This is a genomic window from Streptomyces sp. NPDC001903 (genome assembly GCF_042891345.1).
Classification (GTDB): domain Bacteria; phylum Actinomycetota; class Actinomycetes; order Streptomycetales; family Streptomycetaceae; genus Streptomyces.
Genome location: NZ_JBIASZ010000019.1, coordinates 133,815 through 153,474, shown reverse-complemented (window position 1 = coordinate 153,474; position 19,660 = coordinate 133,815). Strand labels below are relative to the sequence as shown.

Annotated in this window: 19 protein-coding genes; 7 read left to right on the top strand and 12 right to left on the bottom strand. The window is 73.8% G+C overall.

The genetic code is table 11. The features are described 5' to 3' along the window. The first annotated feature begins 112 nt into the window (after positions 1-112). Positions 113-805: a hypothetical protein gene (locus ACFYZS_RS32865; RefSeq protein ID WP_389020690.1), complete on the top strand. Its 693-nt coding sequence runs from the start codon at positions 113-115 to the stop codon at positions 803-805. Between the two features lie 172 nt (positions 806-977). Here ACFYZS_RS32865 and ACFYZS_RS32860 read toward each other — a convergent pair whose 3' ends face one another. Then, positions 978-1,571 carry an MBL fold metallo-hydrolase gene (locus ACFYZS_RS32860; protein WP_389020688.1) on the bottom strand — a complete coding sequence of 198 codons (594 nt, stop codon included), beginning with the start codon at positions 1,569-1,571 and terminating at the stop codon, positions 978-980. A gap of 93 nt (positions 1,572-1,664) precedes the next feature. On the opposite strand from ACFYZS_RS32860, the gene ACFYZS_RS32855 reads away from it, so the two are divergent. Then, a complete protein-coding gene (locus ACFYZS_RS32855) occupies positions 1,665-2,621 on the top strand; it encodes a GlxA family transcriptional regulator (RefSeq protein ID WP_389020685.1) in 957 nt (318 codons plus the stop codon). A gap of 46 nt (positions 2,622-2,667) precedes the next feature. On the opposite strand, the gene ACFYZS_RS32850 is transcribed toward ACFYZS_RS32855, so the two are convergent. Further along, entirely contained in the window at positions 2,668-3,117 is a 450-nt protein-coding gene (locus ACFYZS_RS32850) for a nuclear transport factor 2 family protein (protein WP_389020682.1), read from the bottom strand. 126 nt (positions 3,118-3,243) lie between these two features. On the opposite strand from ACFYZS_RS32850, the gene ACFYZS_RS32845 reads away from it, so the two are divergent. After that, positions 3,244-3,816 (top strand): TetR/AcrR family transcriptional regulator, encoded by a 573-nt coding sequence (locus tag ACFYZS_RS32845; RefSeq protein WP_389020679.1) that lies wholly within the window; start codon positions 3,244-3,246, stop codon positions 3,814-3,816. Positions 3,817-3,852: 36 nt separating this feature from the next. Here the strand turns inward: ACFYZS_RS32845 and ACFYZS_RS32840 are convergent, their stop codons facing one another. Then, positions 3,853-4,983: a serine hydrolase domain-containing protein gene (locus ACFYZS_RS32840; RefSeq protein WP_389020676.1), complete on the bottom strand. Its 1,131-nt coding sequence runs from the start codon at positions 4,981-4,983 to the stop codon at positions 3,853-3,855. A 31-nt stretch (positions 4,984-5,014) separates the two neighbouring features. Continuing rightward, positions 5,015-5,683: a DUF4097 family beta strand repeat-containing protein gene (locus ACFYZS_RS32835; protein ID WP_389020673.1), complete on the bottom strand. Its 669-nt coding sequence runs from the start codon at positions 5,681-5,683 to the stop codon at positions 5,015-5,017. A 231-nt stretch (positions 5,684-5,914) separates the two neighbouring features. Here ACFYZS_RS32835 and ACFYZS_RS32830 point away from each other — a divergent pair, with 231 nt between their 5' ends. Together ACFYZS_RS32830 and ACFYZS_RS32825 are read left to right on the top strand one after the other, a co-directional pair. Beyond that, positions 5,915-6,673, top strand: coding sequence for a helix-turn-helix domain-containing protein (locus tag ACFYZS_RS32830; protein ID WP_389020740.1), 759 nt, complete (start codon positions 5,915-5,917; stop codon positions 6,671-6,673). 145 nt (positions 6,674-6,818) lie between these two features. After that, complete coding sequence (locus tag ACFYZS_RS32825) at positions 6,819-8,036, top strand: DUF4157 domain-containing protein (protein WP_389020663.1); 1,218 nt, start codon at positions 6,819-6,821, stop codon at positions 8,034-8,036. A gap of 44 nt (positions 8,037-8,080) precedes the next feature. Here the strand turns inward: ACFYZS_RS32825 and ACFYZS_RS32820 are convergent, their stop codons facing one another. The 8 genes from ACFYZS_RS32820 to ACFYZS_RS32785 all read right to left on the bottom strand — a co-directional run bounded on the left by ACFYZS_RS32820 (position 8,081) and on the right by ACFYZS_RS32785 (position 16,556). Then, positions 8,081-8,905 carry an alpha/beta fold hydrolase gene (locus ACFYZS_RS32820; RefSeq protein ID WP_389020660.1) on the bottom strand — a complete coding sequence of 275 codons (825 nt, stop codon included), beginning with the start codon at positions 8,903-8,905 and terminating at the stop codon, positions 8,081-8,083. Positions 8,906-8,940: 35 nt separating this feature from the next. Beyond that, the gene (locus tag ACFYZS_RS32815; RefSeq protein ID WP_389020657.1) at positions 8,941-9,612 is read right to left on the bottom strand and encodes a DUF4097 family beta strand repeat-containing protein; all 672 of its coding nucleotides are present in this window, start codon (positions 9,610-9,612) and stop codon (positions 8,941-8,943) included. A 198-nt stretch (positions 9,613-9,810) separates the two neighbouring features. Continuing rightward, on the bottom strand, positions 9,811-11,193 hold the full coding sequence (locus ACFYZS_RS32810) for a YcaO-like family protein (RefSeq protein WP_389020655.1): 1,383 nt from the start codon (positions 11,191-11,193) through the stop codon (positions 9,811-9,813). A 4-nt stretch (positions 11,194-11,197) separates the two neighbouring features. Then, positions 11,198-11,335, bottom strand: coding sequence for a hypothetical protein (locus tag ACFYZS_RS32805; protein ID WP_389020653.1), 138 nt, complete (start codon positions 11,333-11,335; stop codon positions 11,198-11,200). Continuing rightward, positions 11,332-12,660, bottom strand: coding sequence for an MDR family MFS transporter (locus ACFYZS_RS32800; RefSeq protein WP_389020650.1), 1,329 nt, complete (start codon positions 12,658-12,660; stop codon positions 11,332-11,334). Before ACFYZS_RS32800 ends, ACFYZS_RS32805 begins: the two co-directional genes overlap by 4 nt. Further along, the gene (locus ACFYZS_RS32795; protein WP_389020648.1) at positions 12,657-13,646 is read right to left on the bottom strand and encodes a cupin domain-containing protein; all 990 of its coding nucleotides are present in this window, start codon (positions 13,644-13,646) and stop codon (positions 12,657-12,659) included. Before ACFYZS_RS32795 ends, ACFYZS_RS32800 begins: the two co-directional genes overlap by 4 nt. 55 nt (positions 13,647-13,701) lie before the next feature. Beyond that, positions 13,702-14,535, bottom strand: a complete 834-nt coding sequence (locus ACFYZS_RS32790) for a thioesterase II family protein (RefSeq protein WP_389020645.1) — start codon at positions 14,533-14,535, stop codon at positions 13,702-13,704. Beyond that, positions 14,532-16,556, bottom strand: a complete 2,025-nt coding sequence (locus tag ACFYZS_RS32785) for an amino acid adenylation domain-containing protein (RefSeq protein WP_389020643.1) — start codon at positions 16,554-16,556, stop codon at positions 14,532-14,534. The genes ACFYZS_RS32790 and ACFYZS_RS32785 overlap by 4 nt, the downstream gene beginning before the upstream one ends. A gap of 161 nt (positions 16,557-16,717) precedes the next feature. Here ACFYZS_RS32785 and ACFYZS_RS32780 point away from each other — a divergent pair, with 161 nt between their 5' ends. Both ACFYZS_RS32780 and ACFYZS_RS32775 read left to right on the top strand, forming a co-directional pair. Continuing rightward, on the top strand, positions 16,718-17,614 hold the full coding sequence (locus ACFYZS_RS32780; RefSeq protein WP_389020640.1) for a TauD/TfdA dioxygenase family protein: 897 nt from the start codon (positions 16,718-16,720) through the stop codon (positions 17,612-17,614). 43 nt (positions 17,615-17,657) lie between these two features. Continuing rightward, positions 17,658-19,646, top strand: coding sequence for an alpha/beta hydrolase family protein (locus ACFYZS_RS32775; RefSeq protein ID WP_389020637.1), 1,989 nt, complete (start codon positions 17,658-17,660; stop codon positions 19,644-19,646). The last annotated feature ends 14 nt before the right edge of the window (positions 19,647-19,660 follow it).

Here is a 19,660-nt window from a genome sequence, read left to right as displayed (position 1 = left end):
CCTGTGTTGCCTCCACGACGAGCATCGCGCCGCGCCACGCCCACGTCCATGCCGGTGCGGTCACGGATAGTGTCCGTGGCGGGATGCGAGGACCGGGGAGTGTGGAGTGGGCATGGCGATGCATCGTCCGGGGCGGCCGGAGGACCTTCCGCAGGCGGGTCTGTTGTGGGCGCGCTGGTCCGCGCTCGCCGCGGCGACCTGGAACGCCGAGGAGGAGAAGGAGCGCTTCCGGTACGGGTACTGGCTCGGCGAGGGCGGCGGCGTGCTGCGCTACGACGACGGCTCGTGCAGCCGGTGGTTCCTGGTCCGGGCCGACGGCGGGCGCGCCGTCCTGTTCGGGCAGGACGACTCCGGCAAGGTCACACGGTACGAGCCGCCGATCGACCTCCTCGCCGGGGCGCCCGGGTGGGTGCGTGAGGACGTCCGGCACGACCTCCTGGAACAGGGCAGGATCGAGTGCGTCTACTGGTTCGAGGACGGCTCCTGGCACCGGGCGCCGTACCCCGACGACCTCCAGGACGACGGGCTCGACTGCGGGATGGGCCACCTGGCCTCGCGGGACGGCGCCGCCGGGGCGATCTGTGAACGGTTCGAGTTCGACGGCGACTGCGCGGGCGCGGTGGAGGCCTGCGAGCGGTTCGTCGAGCACGCGGAGCGGGGCACGGCCACCGCCGAGACCGTGCGCGCCTTCGCCGACGAGGTCGTGCGGATCCAGACCGCGTACGAACTGCTCTGGCCCGAGGTCCCGGTCCCCAGGTCGGAGGCGGACCTCGCCTCGATGACCGCACTGGTGCGCCGCCGCTAGGGGGTGTCCGCAAAGTAGCGCCGTGCGCCCGAAGGGCGCTCCCGCGGCGTCCGGTGCGTGCTCTCGGTGTGCCGGGCGGAAGCCCGTGTACTGGACGTACTCGGGATTTCGCCCGGTGCGCCGAGAGCGCGTGCCGGGCGCCGCGGGGCAGGCGGGACTTTGCGGACACCCCCTAGCGGGGGGTGGTGTCGTCGGCCTGGAACGGGGCGCCGTGGCCGGGCACGATCAGGTCGGCCGCGGCGATCACCCGCAGGCGGGAGGCGCGGTGCACCTCGCGGTCCGGGGCCACCGGGTCCTGCTCGGGGCCTTCCGCGTGCCACCACAGGTCGCCGGCGAAGGCCACCACGCCCGCGGCCGTGCCCGCGAGCAGCGTGATGTCCTCGTGGCTGTGGCCCGGGGTGCGGATCAGCCGCAGCGACGGGGTGAGTTCGTAACCCTCCGCGTCGCGGTTCTTCCACTGGTCGCCCCGGTACTCCACCTTGTGGTCGTGTACCCGGGCGTGGCCGAAGAGGCCCACGTTCATGGTGTTGTCCGGGTGGTGGTGGCTGAGCACCACGTCCGTGATGTCCTCGGGCCCGAGCCCCAGTTCGGCGAGCGGGACGAGGATGTCGTCATGGCTCGCCACCATGCCGGGATCGAAGATCACGTGCCGTCCCGCGTCGTGTACGTACGAGACGGTCGCGGCCACTCCGGGGCCGGTGGAGCCGACGTAACCGGTGGTCAGGACCTTGTATGCGGCGCTGCGGCCGAGCGGTGCGTCTGTCATGCCCCCATCCTCGGGGCCACGGGGGCCGGTTCACGAGTGGCACCGATGCCTCTGATCGCAGGATTCGTGCCAACCGTGTGCCAGACTGCGCCCGTGCCGCCTTTCAAGACCGTTGCCGCGTACGCCCCTCCCGGAGTCGGCGTGCTCGCCGTCGGCATCGTCACCGAGGTGTTCGGTCCGCACGGAGCCGGGCTGCCCGGTTTCGACTTCGCCCTGTGCGCCGATGAGCCCGGAGCGGTGCCCACGGACTGCGGCGTGCCGCTCTCCATCGCGCACGGCCTGGACCGGTTCGCCGAGGCCGATCTGCTGATCGCCCTGCCGGGGGCGGATTTCCGCACCCCGCCCGGCCCCGCCGTGCTCGACGCGCTCAGGGCGGCGCACGGGCGCGGCGCGGTCGTGGCCGCGCACTGCGTCGGCACGTTCGCGCTCGCCGCCGCCGGACTCCTCGACGGCCGGCGGGCGACCACCCACTGGCGGTTCGCGGAACTCCTCGCCGGCCGCCACCCGCAGGTCACCGTGGAACCCGACGCCCTCTACGTCGACGAAGGGAACATCGTCACGGGCGCGGGAGCCGCGGCGGGCTTCGACCTGTGCCTGCACCTGCTGAGGCGGGAGCACGGCGCCGCGCTGGCGAACGGCATCGCCCGGGACATGGTGCTGCCCTCCCACCGCGACGGCGGGCAGGCCCAGTACCTGGCCGCGCCCGTCCCCGGGAACGGACAGGACGAGCGGCTCGCGGCCGTCCTGGGCTGGGCCCGCGAACACCTCCACGAGCCCCTGCCCGTCACGGAACTGGCCCGCCGCGCGATGATGAGCAAACGCTCCTTCGCCCGCCGCTTCACCGCCGCGACCGGCACCACCCCGCACGCCTGGCTGCGGAGCCTGCGACTGGGCAGGGCCGAGGAACTCCTGGAGACGACGGACCTCCCGGTCGAGGAGATCGCCCGCCTGGTCGGCTACGGGAGCGCCGCGGTGCTGCGCGAGCAGTTCGTACGCCGCCGCGGAGTCCCGCCCCGCGCGTACCGCCGGGCCTTCACCCGCACGGCATAGGAAGGGAAGCAGGCGGGCCACCGCCCGCGCCGGGGCGGCGGCGGCCCTACCCGTGCCGCTCGGCCTCCAACGCCTGCACCAGCTGCGGCAGGTTGTCGCCGGCCATGACGAGGGCCAGGTGGTCGTGGAAGTCCCGGCTCGTGACGATCAGGCCGTCGCGGACGCGCAGGACCTGGATGTTGGCCGTCTCGAAGGTCCGGCCCGTCACCCGGTGGCGGACCAGGTAGTCCCACTCGGCGACGACCACCTCCGGGTCGTCGGTCTCCCGTATCACGACGTTGGCCGGGGTCAGTTCCACGGGCGAGGCCGCGGCGACGTGCGCGAGGCGCTCCTCGAGCACCGCGCGGCCCTCGAACCGGCGCGGTCCGACCGGTTCGAAGACGGTCTCCACGACGGCGTCCCGCGCGTAGAGCTCGGCCAACTCCGTGTACCTCCCCGCACCGATGCGCTCCAGCAGCTCTCGGGAGACCTCTCGCGGCGACAGCGTTCCGGGCATGATCAACCTCCGGCGGGATCAGCCACTAGAATCGGACTAGCGGCTCCGTTTTCAACGATACGGACTGGAGACTCCGGTTGTCCAGGGGAGTGATGCCGTCGCCGGCGCGAGGAAGGCGGAAGAGGGATGAGCGGCACTCAGGAGCGCCCGCTGCGGGCGGACGCGGCCCGGAACCGGGCCAGGCTGCTCGACGTCGCCACGGAGGTGTTCACCGGCCGCGGCGTCGGCGTGCCGACCGAGGAGATCGCCCGGGCCGCCGGGGTCGGGGTCGGCACGCTCTTCCGGCACTTCCCCACCAAGGAGGCGCTGCTGGAGGCGGTGATGGTGCGCAGGCTGGAGGAGATGGCGGCCGTGACCGCGCGGCTGGCCGCGCAGGCCGATGAGGCCGAGGCCTTCTTCGCATGCTTCCGCCTGGTGGTGGAACGGTCCGCGGGCAAGAACGAGTTCGCCCAGGCGCTCGCGGCCGCCGGTGTCGACGTGCACGCGGCGCTGCGGGCGCCGACCGAGGAGATCCAGACCCGGCTGGCCGCCCTGCTGTCCGCGGCGCAGCGGGCCGGGGCGGTCCGCCGGGAGCTGCGCCTGCCGGAGCTGCTCGCCCTGCTCGTCGGCGCCGGCGCGATGCTGGAGCAGCTCGGCCCGGACCCCGAGCCCCGGGAGCGCATCTTCGAGGTGGTCTTCGACGGCCTCCGGCCCCGCTGATCGCACCGGCCGCGCGCTGTCCCGTACCGGGCGGCGTCAGGCCGCGGCCGGGTCGGCGGCGAAGACCTGCTTGACGAGGGCGTCCAGCGCCCCGGGGAAGGCCTGGGCCGGGTCCACCGGGGCGTCGCCGGTGGTCAGGCCCGCGGTCAGGGTCTTGGCGCCGTCGGGCGTGCTGTACATCAGGGCTCCGTAGCCGCCGGGGGCGCCGCCGTTGTGGTGGTGGACGGTGCCCCCGTGCTCCGGTCCGAGGTCCTGGACGAACAGGCCGAGGCCGTAGCCCAGTTCCCCGTACGGCGTGCGCATCTCGGCCAGCAGGGGGGCCGGCAGGAGCTTGCCGCCGTTCAGCGCGGAGAAGAAGGTGTGCAGGTCCCGGGTGGTCGTCATCGCGTCACCGGCGCCGAACAGCATGGACGGGTTCTGCCGGGACACGTCGGCCACCTTCCACTCGCCGGCGTCCTGGTAGCGGCAGTAGCCGTGGGCGTACGGCTCCGGGAGCTCGGAGCCGCTGCCGCCGAGCACCGTGTCGCGCAGGGCCAGCGGCCGCAGGATCCGGCGGCCCATCTCCTCGGCGTACGGGCGGCCGGCGACCCGCTCGATCAGCAGGGCAGCGAGGGTGTAGTTGGTGTTGGAGTAGCCGAAGCGCGCCCCCGGCTCGAACCGGGCCGGCTTGGACAGGGCCAGGGCCACCAGCTCCTGCGGGCGGTAGGTGTGCAGCCGGTGGTCCACCCACTCCTTGCCCGTGGCCGGGATCCCCGCATCGAGGGTGCCGTCCTCGCCGTACTCTCCGGTGTAGTTGAACAGCCCGCTGGTGTGCCCGAGCAGCATCCGCACGGTGATCCGCCGGTCCAGCCCGAGCTCGGGCAGGTGGTCGGCGACCGGGGCGTCCAGCCCGGTGCTCCCCTCGGCCACCAGCTGCAGCACCGCGGTCGCGGTGAAGGGCTTGGCGACGCTGCCCGCCCAGAAGTGGCCGTCCGTCGGCGGCTTGGCGCCCTCGCCCGGCCTGCCCACCCCGGCGCTGCCGACCCACTCACCGCGCTCGTCGTGCACGCGCATCTGTATTCCGGCGAAGCCGGCGTCGACGAACGCCTCGATGGCCTTCTGCAGTTCCGGTCGGTCGCTTGCGTTGGCCCGGTCGGCGGCGTTGGCACGGTCGGTCGCGTTGGTCATGGTGGTGCGCTCCTTCGGGGGTCGTCGGATGTCAGAGGCTGCGGGCGGTGATGTCGCCGTAGGCGGTGGTCGCCTTGATGTTCAGGGCGGCGGCGCCTTCGGTGTTGTGGAGCGAGTTGGCGATCCGGCCGTACGAGGTGCCGGCGTCCAGCGAGGCCGGGACCCCGCGGGCGGCGCCGACCGAGATGTCGCCGGAGCGGGTGGTCAGTACGACCGCGCCGCGCACAGCCTCGTCGACGCGGAGGTCGCCCTTCTGCGTGCTGATCTCCGCCGGGCCGCCCAGGCGGCCGACCGAGATGTCGCCGGCCTGGAGGGTGAGGCGGGCGCCGGCGGTCTCGTCGAGCCTGACCAGGCCCTGCGCGCCCTCGAAGGCGACGTCCCCGAGCCGTCCGACGCCCCGGAACTCGGCCGCGGCCGCCTTCGCCTCGACGCGGGAGCCGACGGGCAGTTGGACGCTGACCTCGACCTCCCCCGAGGCGCCGAGCATCTGGTGCTTCGCCGAGGGGGTCTCGATCCGCAGGACCCCGTCGGCGTAGGCGACCGTGGTCCCGTCCGCCGCCTTCACGTCGCGCTCCTTCGAGGGATCGGCGGCTCGGACCTCGACCACGGTGTCGGCCCGGTCGGCGGCGATCAGCTGGATGCGTCCCGCGGCGACGTCGAGGACGACGGCGATCGGGGCGGTGGTGTCGAACTTCTGCACGGCAGTCTCCTGTTGGACTCGCTTGTTGTTTCTGATGACGGAAAAGCTACGTAGCGTTCAGCAATTGCGCAACGACTTCGTTGCGCACGATCCGCATTACAGCTGGTCAAGTGCCTAATATCGTTGCAACAGTTCTGGTTTTAACGCAACGTCAGCCTCCGTGATCGTTGCATTGGATGGAGAGTGAACGCTATGCTGGAGACACATGAGGGAACGTGGAAGGAGATCGCGATGCCGGGAGGCAGGCTCACCCAACAGGAGCGCCAGCAGATCGCGCTGGGGGTGGCCGACGGGCTCGCCTACGCGGAGATCGCCAGACGTCTCGACCGCCCCACCTCGACGGTCACGCGCGAGGTGATGCGCAACGGCGGCCCCGCCGCCTACCGCGCCGACCTGGCCCACCGCGCCACCGAGCGCCGCACCCACCGGCGCCGCAAGGCCGCACCCCGGGGGTCGGAGGCGTCCGCGCACGCCCACGGCCGCGACGCCGAGGCGGTACGCGAGTACGAGGAGGTGTTCGCCACGGTCTTCATGCAGTCGGGGCTGCCCAGGATGACGGCCCGGGTGCTGGCCGGCCTCTACACCACCGACGCCGGCAGCCTCACCGCCGCCGAACTCTCCGCGAGCCTGCAGGTCAGCCCGGCGTCCATCTCCAAGGCGATCACGTTCCTCGAAAGCCAGGGCCTCATCCGCCGCGAACGCGACGAACGGCGCCGCGAGCGCTACGTCGTCGACGACGACGTCCTGTACCAGTCGACGATGGCCAGCGCCCGCGCCACCGCCCACCTCGGCGAGGTCGCCCGGCAGGGGGTCACCGTCCTCGGCCCCGACTCCCCCGCCGCCGCCCGCCTGGAGAACATCGCCCGCTTCATCGACTTCGTCTCCGAGAGCATCGCCCGCGCCGCCGACCAGGCACGCGAGATCCTCCACACGAAGCCCGAAGCGGCGTCCGGGACGGCGTCCGAAGCGGTCTCCGACGGCGCCACCTGAGGCGCCTTCCGACCGAAGGAGCCACGGGCATCCGGTGCCCGCGGAAGTCTTACGCCGTATTTCGCCCGTCCGTTCCCCTTCGGACACCTCGGTCTGCCCTCGCGTACCTGGCCCCGGGCCGCGGGCCGCGTACAGGGTGGGCCCCATGCACGCTGCCGACCGAGACCGAGACAAGAACGCCGACACCGGGCACGGCGGTGCCAGGAACCGGGGTCCCGCCGCGGCCGGGGGCGGAAATCCGCTCCACGCGCTCCGAGGACTGCAGGGCAGCGCGGGGAACGCCGCCGTCGTCCAGTTCCTGCGCCGGGCCGGACACTCCGGGGAGCAGGAGCAGGAGCAGCACCGGCACGGCGCCGGATGCGGTCACGGGACGGAGCAGCCGCGGGTCCAGCGCGCCGCCGTCCAGCGCTCCGCCGTCCACGACGTCCTGCGCGAGGGCGGCCGCCCGCTGGACGATGCCACGCGTACGGACATGGAGGCGCGGCTCGGCGCCGACTTCTCCGACGTACGCATCCACACCGGCGGAGCCGCGAAGGCCTCCGCGGCGGATCTCGGCGCCCGCGCCTACACCTCGGGCAGCCACGTGGTCATCGGGGAGGGCGGCGCGGACAAGCACACCCTCGCCCACGAACTGACCCACGTCATCCAGCAGCGCAAGGGGCCGGTGGCCGGTACCGACCACGGCAACGGCCTGCGGGTCAGCGATCCTTCCGACCGCTTCGAGCGCGAGGCCGAGGCGAACGCCACCCGCGCGCTGTCCGGGAGCGTTCCGGTGAGCCGTGCGGTGCAGCGGGCCGGGGCCGCGGCCGCGCCGGGCCCGGCCGGCGACGCACGCACCGGCGACGCACGCACCGGCGGGGTGCCGCAGGTGCAGCGCATGGAGGCGATCAAGAAGCAGCTCAGCGCGGCGGCGAGCATCTTCGGGCTGCGCCAGGACGAGGTGTCCCCCGGTGCTCCGCGCCAGACGGCGGCCAAGCACATCCGCGACGAGCTCAAGGCGCGCGGCCTCGAAGGGCAGGACACGGTGGGTGCGCGCGTCGCCGATGCCATCGACGGGATCAAGACGGTGGCGGGCGAGCACGGGGCCCGGGACATCCACTCGGTGTTCACGCGGGCCGAGCTGGCGGAGCTCTACGCGATCCCCAGCAACGACCCGCGGGCGAAGGAGGCGCACGAGCGGATCGCCGCGGTGGAGTACGCCTACTGGACGGCCCAGCACCAGGCGAACCCCACGCGGGGCACGCAGATCGCGATCGGTGTGGACGTGCAGACCCGGGTCGGCCTCCAGCAGACGGTCGGCGGCACCACCGCGTACATGCGCCAGTTCCAGGAGGCCTTCCGCAGGGACATGGAGAACAGGTAGCGGACGGCGCGAGGGCTTCAGGGACTTGCGGGACTTCAGCGGCTTCAGCGGCTTCCGCCTTCGAAGGCGGCGACCTCGCGCACGGAATCGGCGATGGCCCGGAAGTCCTTCTTCAGGATGGCGCCGTGGTTGCTGTCGACCTTCGCGCCGAGCCGGATGTTCGGGTTGCGCGCGAAGACCGGCTCGAGGCCCGCGCGGATCTTCTCCTGCTCGTCCCCCTTGCTCCCGAAGGAGGTGCCCGAGGCGAGCACGTACCGCACCGGGACGGTGATGCCGTCCAGGACCGGGCCCAGTTCGCGCTCGCGCGAGAGCCTGCCCAGCTCGATGTTGCTCTCCGCCTGCTCCGCGGCGCTCATCCGCGGGGTCAGGCCCGTCGGGCGCAGCAGCGGCGTGAGCCAGCCGATGCGCCGGAACAGCTTCCGGATCCGCAGCTCCATGGCCTCGTCGAGCCAGTCGTACGGGGCCGCGCCGTCGACCAGGACCGCGCCGAGGGCACGCTCCGGATTCCGTTCGGCCCAGTGCGCGCCGACGACCGCCCCGTAGGACCAGCCGACCACCAGCGCCCGGTCGACGCCCCTGGCCGCGAGTACGGCGTCGACGTCCCGGACGGCGGCCTCGAAGGAGTAGTCCGCCGAACGCCCGGACTTCTTGCCGCGGGCCCGCTCGTCGTACGTGATGTGCCGCCAGTCCGGGCCCAGTTCGTCGATCACCCGCCGCCAGTACCCCTGGGTGGCGAACTGGCCGTTGAGGTAGACCACGGGGATGCCGGGGCCCCCGGAGTCGGTGACGGCCAGGGCCGTGTCGTCGACCGGCACCATACCGGTCCATGCCCGGACGGCATCGGTCGGGGAAGTGTGGTTGTTCTTCATGGTGATGGTGTTCCTCTTCTGAAGGTCGTCGGGGGTCAGAGGCTGCGGGCGGTGATGTCGCCGTGGGCGGTGGTCGCGCGGATGTTCAGGCCGGCATCGGCGCCGACGGCGTTGTGGAGCGAGTTGGCGATCCGGCCGTACGAGGTGCCGGCGTCCAGCGAGGCCGAGACTCCGCGGGCGGCGCCGACGCAGATGTCGCCGGACTCGGTGCGCAGCACGACCGCTCCGCGCACCGCCTCGTTGACGTCGAGGTCGCCCTTGCGGGTGCTGAGCTCGGCGGGACCGCCGAGGCGGCCGACCGCGATGTCACCGGCCTGGAGCGTGAGGCGGGCGCCGGCGGTCTCGTCGAGCTTGACGCTGCCCTGCGCCCCCTGGAACGTGACCTCGCCGAGCCGGCCGACCCCGCGGAACTCGGCCGCGGCCGCCTTCGCCTCGACGCGGGAGCCGGCGGGCAGCCGGACGGTCACCTCGACGGATCCGCAGGGGCCGAGCGTCCGGCGCCCGGCCTCCGGGCTCTCGATCCGCAGCACCCCGTCGGCGTACTCGACGGTGGTCTCCTGCGCCGCCTTCGCGTCGCGGCTCTTCGAGGCGTTCACGGGCCGGACCTCGACCACGGTGTCGGCCCGGTCGGCGGCGATGAACTGGATGCGTCCCGCGGCGATGTCCAGGACGGCGGTGATCGGGGCGGCGGTGTCGAACTTCTGCACGGCAGTCTCCTGTGGGGCTCGCTTGCTGTTTCCGATGAGGGAAAAGCTACGTAGCGTTCACAGATCACGCAACGTATTCGTTGCGCGCGATTGCTATTAATGCAGGTCAGACCCCAAATATCGTTGCAACGGGAGTAGGAGTAACGCAACGTCAGCCATGAAATCGTTGCATTGGATGAAGAGTGAACGCTCCGCGCGTCAGGAGTGCGGCATGGGGAAGGTGTTGAGTTCGGGCTCGGGCAGGGGCGATCGGGTCCAGCCCAGCCGGGTTCCGGCCTCCTGGATGCGGTGGGCGCCGAGGGCCGGGTAGGCGGCCGGGGCGGCGCCGACCGTGCCCGGGACGATGACGCGCACCGCGTGCATGCCCGCGGCCGCGGCCCGCGGGGCGGTGATGTCCACGGTGATGACCTCGTACCCCTTCGCGCGGACCCGGTGGAGCAGGCCGCCGCCGGCGTCCCCGCGCGGCACGTCCGTCCAGCTGCCGGTCTGCCGGTTCCACGCCCAGGGCGCGACCCGGTCGGCCGCTCTGCGGTCCAAGTAGAGCTGCTGCTGGCACAGTTGCTCGACGACGTCCGACGCGTCGTCGCGGTAGGAATCCAGATAGCGGCGGTCGGCGCGCCAGGGTTTGAGCGGGGAAGGCCGGCCCGGAGTCCGGACGTTCGCGGCGGGGTTGTCCAGAGTGCGGCAGGTGAGGTGCAGGGTGTACGCCTCGGCCAGCGCCTTGGCCGCGGCCTCGACGGGGTCGCAGCGGACGGCGAATCCGTACGTCAGCCAGCCCTCGTCCCGGCTGCGCACGCCGGCGGCGAGCACCGGGGCCTCGAACTCGTTCTCCAGGTACGTCAGCCGGATGTCGAAGTCCCGGGCGGCTCCGCGGGTCAGGCCGCGCAGGTACGGGGTCGGCTCCAGGGCGGGCAGCGGCCGGGCGTGGGCCCACCACACGGCGGCCGCGTCGCGCTCGACCACCTCCTCCAGCCCGGCGCGCACCGCGTCCGCGGGAGTGGGGCCCGCGGCGGTGCCGCCGAGGGCGGGGAAGGCGTAGAGCGGCTCCGGCCGCTCGTGCGGCATCCGCCGCCAGGCCGTGTACACGAGGAACGCGGGCACGTGGACGGGCTCGTCGCGATCGGCGAAGCGGCCTTCGATCCAGTGGGCCGGGGAGTCCCGCAGGAAGGGGCGGAACGGGAAGCCGGGGGTCGCGTACTGGCGGGGCGAGTACAGGACGAGCCGGCGGGGGTCCAGCGCGGGGACGCCCCGGCGGGTCAACTCCTCGTGGCTCGCGTAGCGCACCCGCTCCGGGGCCGGGGGTACGGAGCCGCAGAACCGCTCGACGGCTTCCCCCTCGGCGGAGCGGAGGGCCTGACCGGGGCCGGCCCAGGAAGTGCCGAACGCCTGCCGGTCGGCCTGCCACGGCCGGGCCGGGCCGGGGTCGGGCAGATCGCTCACGGCGAGGTGGAGGGCGGGCGGGGTGCCGGCGGGGCCGGTGAGGACCCGCGTGCGGGAGGTCAGGGCCGGGTGCGGGCCGGTGCCCGGCCCCGGACGGCTGTCGCCGTCCGGGCCGGGCTCCGGGCTACGGACGGGTGTCATCGGCTCACACGTACGCCGCGACGCAGTTGTCGACGATGAACTGCTCCGCTTCGACGTAGGCGGCGACGCAGTTGTTGACGACGAACTCCTCGGTGTCGACGTAGGCGGCGACGCAGTTGTCGACGACGAGCTGCTCGTTCATGACGCGTTCCCTTCGGTCGGGCTTCCTCGTCCGGGTCCGGACGAGGCGGGTGGAAGCGGCGTGCCGCTCCCGTCCCGTACGCGGCTCCGGGAGCCCGTACGGAAACCTGTGTGGCGGGCGGTGACCAGTGCGCAGCCGACGCCGGAGGTGACGGCGAGGACCGCGCACAGGGTCCACAGCGCGGTGGCGCCCCAGTGGTCGAGGACCCAGCCGCCGCCCGCGGGGGCCAGGAAGGCGGCGGTCGACCAGGCGCCCCCGTACATCCCCTGGTAGCGGCCGCGCCGGTGGGCGGGGGCGCGGTCGGCCGTGACGGCGATGCCGGCCGGGGCCTGCAGGATCTCGCCCAGTGTCCAGACGAGGACGGTGCAGGCGAAGGCCGCGACGCTGTCCGCGAGCATCGTCAGGCCGAAGCCCCAGCCGAGGAGCAGGCCCGCGGCGAGCAGGACCATGGCGCGCGAGCGTCCGCCGACCAGCCGGGTCAGGGGGATCTGCAGGGCGACGACCATCAGCCCGTTCGCGGCGCTGACCAGGCTGTACATCTCGGGCGAGTGCCCTTCGCGGGTCATGACGACGGGCAGGGTGGAGGACCCCTGTTTGAAGACGAGGGCGAAGAGGGTGGTCATCAGGACGAAGAGCATGAAGGAGCCGTCGCGGTGTACCGGCGCCGGCTTCGTGCCGGACTCCGTCGCGGCCGTGGCCTCGGGGCGGGCGGGACGGGCGGGGTGGGAGGGACGGGTTTCGGGGACCTTCGCCAGCACCAGGATCCCGCAGAGCAGCGTCGCGGCCGCGTCGGCCAGGAAGATCAGGGTGTAGCCGTGGCTGACCATGAGGCCAGCCAGTACCGCCGCGATCGCTCCTCCCGCGTTCAGCGCCCAGTAGTTCAGGGCGAAGGCCCGCTGGCGGTCCTCGGGCCGGACGAGGTCCGTGAGCGACGCCTGCATGGCCGGCCGGACCGCGGTGGCGCCGAGCCCCACGGCCAGGGCCGAGGCGGCCACGGCCCACGCCGCGCCGCTCACGCCGAGCAGGGCCATGCTCGCCGCCGTCCAGAGGTGTGCGGCGAACATGGTCGTACGGCGCCCGATCCGGTCGGCGAGCGCTCCGCCCAGGAAGGTGCCGGCGATCCCGCCGAGCCCGACGAGGGACAGGACGAGCCCCGCGTACGAAGCCGAGTAGCCGCGTCCGGCGGTCAGCGACAGGGCCAGCATGGGACCGGCGAAGCCGCCGATCCAGTTCACCAGGACGCTCAGCCAGATCCACCAGAACGCCGGCGGCAGGCCGCGGACGGCGGCCGGGGCCCGCAGCCGCGCCCCTGCCGGGCGGGTCACCGGCTGCCGGCCGGGTCCGTGGCCGGCCGGCGGTGCGGGAGGGCGAACCGCGGCCGGACCGGGGCCCCGCCGTCGGCCTGCCCGGCCAGCTCTTCCAGGAGTCCGGGCTCGCGGGCGGCGGTGACCAGGACCTCGCGCAGCGCCTCGTACCAGTCCCGCGCGCCCTCCTCGGTGGTGAACCTCGGCAGGCCCTGGCGTACGAGGGGGTGGCTGCGGGCCAGGTGGCCGAGCAGCCGGCGCAGCAGGTCGCCGGCGGAGGGCAGCCGGGTGCCGAGGGTCAGGTGGGCCGAGGGCCGGCCCTCGACCGCCTTGACGGTGTGCCACCAGCCGCGCGGCAGGTAGAGCACGTCGCCCTCGGTCAGCTCCCCGGACCAGGTGGCGGCGCCTTCGGCCGGCGGGGGCGGGGTGCTGAGTACACCGACGGGGTATTCCTCGGTCGGCGGGTGGACGTCCCAGTGCTTGGCGCCCTCGACCTGGAGGATGAACACGTCGTGGTCGTCCCAGTGCGTGTGGAAGCCCTGTTCGGCCCCGCCGAGGTTCACGTAGAGGTTGGCCTGGACGAGGGAGCGCAAGGCGCCCTCGACCGCCGTGACCAGGGCGCGCAGCGGGGCGTGGAGTTCCTCGATGCCGTCGACGACGAGGGTGCTGCCGGCGCTGAGCGTCTCGTACAGCCGGTCCGGGCGCAGCCGCGCGGGGCGCCCGCGCGGGGACAGCTGGGGGACGGGCTCTGCGCAGGAGGCCAGGGGCACGCCGTCGGCGGACCGCACCAGGTGGATGCGGGACGCGTCGGTGCGGGCCGCCGCGAGCACCTCGTTCAGCTGGGACCAGCCGAAGAGATCGCGGAAGCGGCCTTCGCGCCCTCTGATCACGACGGGCGCGGTCGCCAGCCGGTGGCGGAGGAACTCCGTCTCGGCGAGCGGCGACAGCAGGCCGGCGAGCCCGTCGGCGGGGGCGCAGCGCTCTGCGCCCGCCTCGAGAGTTTCCACAGCTGCTCCGGGTTCCTCGGTGGGGGGTCGGGTGGGCGGGGAGAGGTGCGGCGGATCAGCCGGCCGACGGGACGGGGGCCCCTGCTGCCAGGGTGTCCCGGATCAGGGCGTGGGGAGGCTGGGCCACCAGGTAGAAGTGGTCGCCCTCTACGGCCTGTTCACGGACCCCGCCCGTGGTCAGCTCGCTCCAGGGCCGGCAGTCGGCGTCCGCGTCGGCGTCGCCGGTGATGGTGGTGACCGGGCAGCGCAGGCTCGGGCCGGAGCCGGGGGCGGGGGCGTAGGTGTGGAACATGCGCGCGTCCGCCCGTACGTACGGCAGGACCAGCTCCTGGAACTCGGGGTCCGCGGCCAGTTCGGGGTCGGTGCCGCCCAGGGTGAGGAGCCGTTCGACCACGGCCGGATCGTCCTCCTCGTCCGGATCGGCCCAGTCCTCGGGGGACGGGTACGGGGCGTCGCGGGAGCCCGACGCGAACAGGTGGACGGGGTTGATCCCGCGGGCCTCCAGTGCCGCGGCGGCCTCCAGGGCGATCGGCGCGCCCATGCTGTGGCCGAACAGGGCGAGGGGGCGGTCGGCCAGGGGGGCCACGGCGTCGGCGACGGCACGGGCGAGCTCGCGCAGGTCGCTCGCCGGGGGCTCGGCGAGGCGTTCGGCGCGGCCGGGGTAGCGGACCGCGTACACCTCGACCCCGGGGATCCGGTGGCCCCAGTCCCGGAAGAAGGAGGCGGATCCCCCTGCGTGGGGGAAGCAGACCAGGCGGGCGACAGGGTCGGTGACGGGAGCGGCGCGGTGCAGCCAGAGGGCGGTGTCGGCGGTCATGGCGTCGGCGGCGTTGTGGGAGGTCGCATTGTCGAGGGTCGCGTTGTCGAGGATCGCGTTGTCGGTGGTCACTTGGCGGCCTCCTGAGCCGGATCCTGCCGCCGGGCGCGCAGGACGCGGGCGCGTCGTGCGGCGGCGCGGCGCTCGGCCTGGTCGGTGCCGTCGGGGCCTTCGGTGCCACCGTCGCCCTCGCGCAACATCGCGGCCTGCGCGGCGACGGTGGTGTGCTTGAACAGCGCGATCACCGGCGGCCGTTTGCCGGTATGCCGCTCCAGGGCCTCGCGGAGCTGGAACATCGCGAGGGAGTGGCCGCCGAGGTCGAAGAAGTTGACGTCCAGCGGCACGTGCGGGGTCTTCAGCACCTCGGACCAGGCGGCGGCGACCATCGCGGTCAGGTCGCCCGGGGACACCGGCGCAGGGGCCGCGGGGGCGGCAGGGGCACCGGGCGCGGGGGCGGGCTGTTCGACGGCCCGGGCCTGCAGAGCCGCCCGGTCGGCCTTGCCGTTGACGGTGCGGGGGAAGGCGTCGAGGACGACGATCCGGGCGGGGACCATGACGGCGGGCAGCCGGGTGGCGAGCAGCTCGCGCAGGACGTCGGGGGCCGGAACCGGATCGGAGGGGGCCAGGACGAAGCCGGTCAGCGAGGTGCCGGCGGCGTCCGGCACGACGACCGCCTCCCGCACTCCGCGCAGGACCGACAACTCCGCCTCGATCATGGGGAGTTCCACCCGGTGGCCGCGGATCTTGACCTGGTGGTCGCGGCGGCCGTGGAAGGCGAGCGTGCCGTCCGCGTTCCAGCGGGCGCGGTCGCCCGTACGGTACATGCGGGCCCCGGGCGCGTCCGCGAAGGGGTCGTCGAGGAAGGCGCGGGCGGTGGCGTCCGGCCGGCCGTGGTAGCCGCGGGCCACCCCGGCGCCGCCGATGAACAGCTCGCCCTCGGTGCCGGCCGGCACCGGGCGCAGCGCGTCGTCGAGCAGGTAGAGCCGTACGCCGGGCACGGCCCGGCCGATGGACACGGGGCCGGGGGCGTCGAAGCGCCGGTAACTGGCCCAGACGGTCGCCTCGGTGGGGCCGTACTCGTTGACCAGGGCGGCGGTGCCGGTGCGCAGGGCGAAGTGGCGCTCGACGAGTTCGGGCGGCAGGGGTTCGCCGGCCACGATGACGGTGTCGAGGGAGCTCAGGCGGTCGCCGCCGAGGGAGCGCGCGGCGTCGAGCAGGACGCCGTAGAGGGACGGCACGCACAGCAGCCGGGTGACCCGGTGGCGTTCGACGAGCTCGACCAGCCGCTCCGGGTCGCGGACTTCGTCCGGGGTGGCGACGACCAGGTGGCCGCCCGCCGTGAGGGTGCCCCAGAGTCCGGCCACGGAGGAGTCGAAGGCCAGCGGGGAGACGAGGAGGAAGACGGGCTGCCCGGGGTAGACCGTGCGCCGGGCAAGGGTGGAGGCGGCCAGCTGGCCGTGCTCGACGACGACGCCCTTGGGCTCGCCGGTGCTGCCCGAGGTGTAGATGAGGTACGCGGCGTCTTCGGCCGCCACCGGGACACCGGGCGCCACCGGGACACCGGGCGACTCCGGTTCGCGTGCACCGCCCCGGCCGGCGGCGGGGCCGGCTGCCGACCGCCGGCCCTCGGGCCCGGCGTCGACCAGGGGCACGCCGAGCCCGGTGAGGCGCCGGCCTGAGGCGCCGGTGACGAGGACGGCGTCGACCTGGGCGTCCGTCAGGATGTCGATGACGCGCGAATCGGGGTGCGAGACGTCCACGGGTACGTACGCGGCTCCGCAGCGCATCGCGCCGAGCACGGCGGCGACCATCGCGAGGGAGGGCTCGACGAGCACGCCGACGCGTCCGCCGCGGCGGACGCCCGCCTCGGCGAGCGAGGCCGCGACGCTCGCGGCCCAGGCGTCGAGGTCCCCGTACGTGATGCTGCTCGCGCCACTGCTGACGGCGGTGCGGGCGGGGCCGGTCCGGGCGAATCCCGCGACGAGTTCGTGGACCGGCGGGCGCGGGCCGACGGGCAGCGGAGCGCCGCCTGCGGCGGGGCGGAGCACGTCGGCCGGGGGGCTCTGAGGGGTGGTCAGGGTCGGCGTGGCCATCAGGAGTCCTCCGCTGTTCGTCGGGTCGGCGGAGAGCCGGCCCGCGTCTTCAGGAGCTTCATGGCACACACATTGCCAGACGAGTCACAATTGTGGCAACCTCTTGCCAGGCTTGGAAAGTCAATCCGGTGAACCGGAATCCCCAAGGAAGGGCAAGAGCCATGACGGAAACCCTGCAGGCACGGACCGGTGTGACGGTCACCCCCCTGACCGGCAACATCGGCGCCGTGATCGGCGGCGTGGACGCGGGCGGCGCGCTGAGCGACGAGACGGTCGCCCGGATCCGCGCGGCACTGCTCCAGTACAAGGTGATCTTCTTCCGCGACCAGGACCTGGACTACGCCGAGCAGACGGCCTTCGCCTCGCGCTTCGGCAAGCTGACGCTGGGACACCCGATCTACGACGCCCCCGAAGGCCGTCCGAACCTGCGGGAGATGGACTCCAAGCAGGGCACGCGCGCCAATCACTGGCACACGGACCTCACCTTCATCGAGCGCCCGCCGGCCTTCGCGTTCCTGCACAGCAAGGTGATCCCGCCGGTGGGCGGGGACACCGTGTGGGCCAACGCCGCGACCGCGTACGCCGCCATGCCCGCGGAGCTGCGCCGCTTCGCCGACCAGCTGCGGATCGTCCACAGCAACGACTGCGACTTCACCGACGACACCGTCATCGAGCGCGGGGCCTACATCTCGACCCCGTACGAGGCGGAGCACCCCGCGGTCCGGGTCCACCCCGAGACGGGCGAACGGTCCCTGCTGCTCGGCGGATTCGCCCGCCGGGTGGTCGGGTACGCCCCGCAGGCCTCCCGCGACCTGATCAGGGTCATGCAGGAGTACCTGACCAAGCCGGAGCACACCGTGCGCTGGCAGTGGCGCGTCGGCGACATCGCCATCTGGGACAACCAGTCGACGGCGCACTACGCGATCTACGACTACGGCAACCAGTACCGCCGCGGCGAGCGCGTCACGGTCGTGGCCCCCACCCCGGTCGGTGTCGACGGCCGGCCCAGCGTGGCGCTGCGCGGCGACACCGACGCCTACAGCACGGGCCTGAGCTGAGCGGGCGGGCGCCGCTCGGACACGGAAGACCACGACCTCGGACATGACGGAGACACAGGTGCGCACATCTCCTTACGGAACCTGGACCTCACCGATCGGCGCCGCCGCGGCGGCCGCCGGTCAGAAGAAGGTCGAGTGGGCCGCTTTCATCGGCGAGGAGGTGTGGTGGACCGAGTGGCGCCCCGGCGAGTCGGGACGCGTGGCGCTGGTGCGCCGGGCTCCCGACGGCTCGGTCGGCGACGCGCTGGGGCCCGGGTGGAACGTGCGCACCCGGGTCATCGAGTACGGCGGGCGGCCGTGGCTGCCGCTGGGCGCGGATCCCGCCGCCGGGTTCGTGTTCACCCACTGGGACGACCAGCGGGTGTACCGGGCGGTGCCCGGCGGCACTCCGGAACCGATCAGTCCGGAGCCCGTTCTGCCCGGCGGAGCACACTACGCCGACTTCTCCCTCGTCGGGGACGAGGTCTGGTGCCTGCGCGAGGTGGCCCTCACCCCGGACCGCGCCGAGGTCCGCCGGGACCTCGTCGCACTGCCGCTGGACGGCGGCGCGGCCTCGGATCCGGCGGCCGTACGGGTCCTGGCCGCGAGCCACCACCTGATGACCGGCCCCAAGGTCTCCCCGGACGGCCGGTACGCGTGCTGGCTCGGGTGGGACCACCCGCGGATGCCCTGGGACGGCACGGAGCTGATGTGCGCGCCGGTCGGCCCGGACGGCACGCTGGGGCCCGCCCGCGTGCTGGCGGGCGGACCGGGCGTGGCCGTCAGCCAGGCCGAGTGGGCCCCGGACCGGCCGGGTGTGCTGTACGTGCTGAGCGACACCAGCGGCTGGTGGAACCTCCACGAGCTGGGCCTGGACGGCTCCTCCCGTCCGCTGTGCGCGCGGGAGGAGGAGTTCGGCGAGGCGCTGTGGCGCATCGGGGCGCAGTGGTTCCTCCCCGTGGGCGGCGGCCGGATGTTCGTCACGCACGGGGTGGGCGCCCGGCGGCTCGCCCTGCTGGGGGCGGACGGTTCGCTGCGGGACCTGGACTGCCGGGCGGAGCTCACGGAGTGGGCGGCGCTGGCCACCGACGGCCGCCGGGTGGTGGCCGCGGCCGCCGGCCCGCGCAACCGGGGCACGCTGCTGCTGATGGGGCAGGACGGCGGGGAGCCGGAGGTGCTGCGCGCGGCGGACACCGCCCACGCGGACCACCTGCCCCCGGGCTACCACGAGGTGTTCCGCGGCCCCGGGGGCGAGGAGGTGCACGCGTACGTGTACCCGCCGCACAACCCCGGCTTCACCGCCCCGGAGGGGGAACTGCCCCCGTACGTCGTGCAGGCGCACGGCGGTCCCACCACCCGCAGCCAGCTGGTGGCGGACCTCTCCACCGCCTTCTTCACCAGCCGGGGCATCGGCGTGGTGGACGTCCAGTACGGCGGATCCACGGGCTTCGGGCGCGACTACCGCGAACGGCTGCGGGAGGGCTGGGGCGTGGTCGACGTACGCGACTGCGCGACCGCGATCCGCGGGCTGGTCGCGCAGGGGAAGGCCGATCCGGAGCGGATCGGCATCCGCGGCGGCAGTGCGGGCGGCTGGACCGCCGCCGCCTCGCTGGCCGCCGAACCGGAGCTGTACCGGGTCGCGGGGATCTACTTCCCGCTCCTGGATCCGGAGGAGTGGCGGGCGCAGGGCACGCACGACTTCGAGTCGCGCTACCTGGAGAGCCTCATCGGCCCCTGGCCGCAGGCCGCCGCGCGCTACGCGCAGGTGTCGCCGCTGCGCCGGGCCGGCCGGGTGCGCGCGCCGTTCGTCCTGCTGCAGGGCCTCGAGGACACGGTCTGTCCCCCGGTCCAGGCCGAGAGCTTCCTGGAGCGGATGCGGGAGAACGGCGTGCCGCACGCGTACCTCGCGTTCGCGGACGAGCAGCACGGCTTCCGCAAGGCGGAGACCTTCGTCGCCTGCTTCCACGCCGAACTCTCCGCCTACGGGCAGGTGTTCGGCTTCGAGGCGCCGGGCGTGCCCCGGGTGGACCTGTCGGTGGCGCGGCGGACCTGACCCGCCCGCCCGGT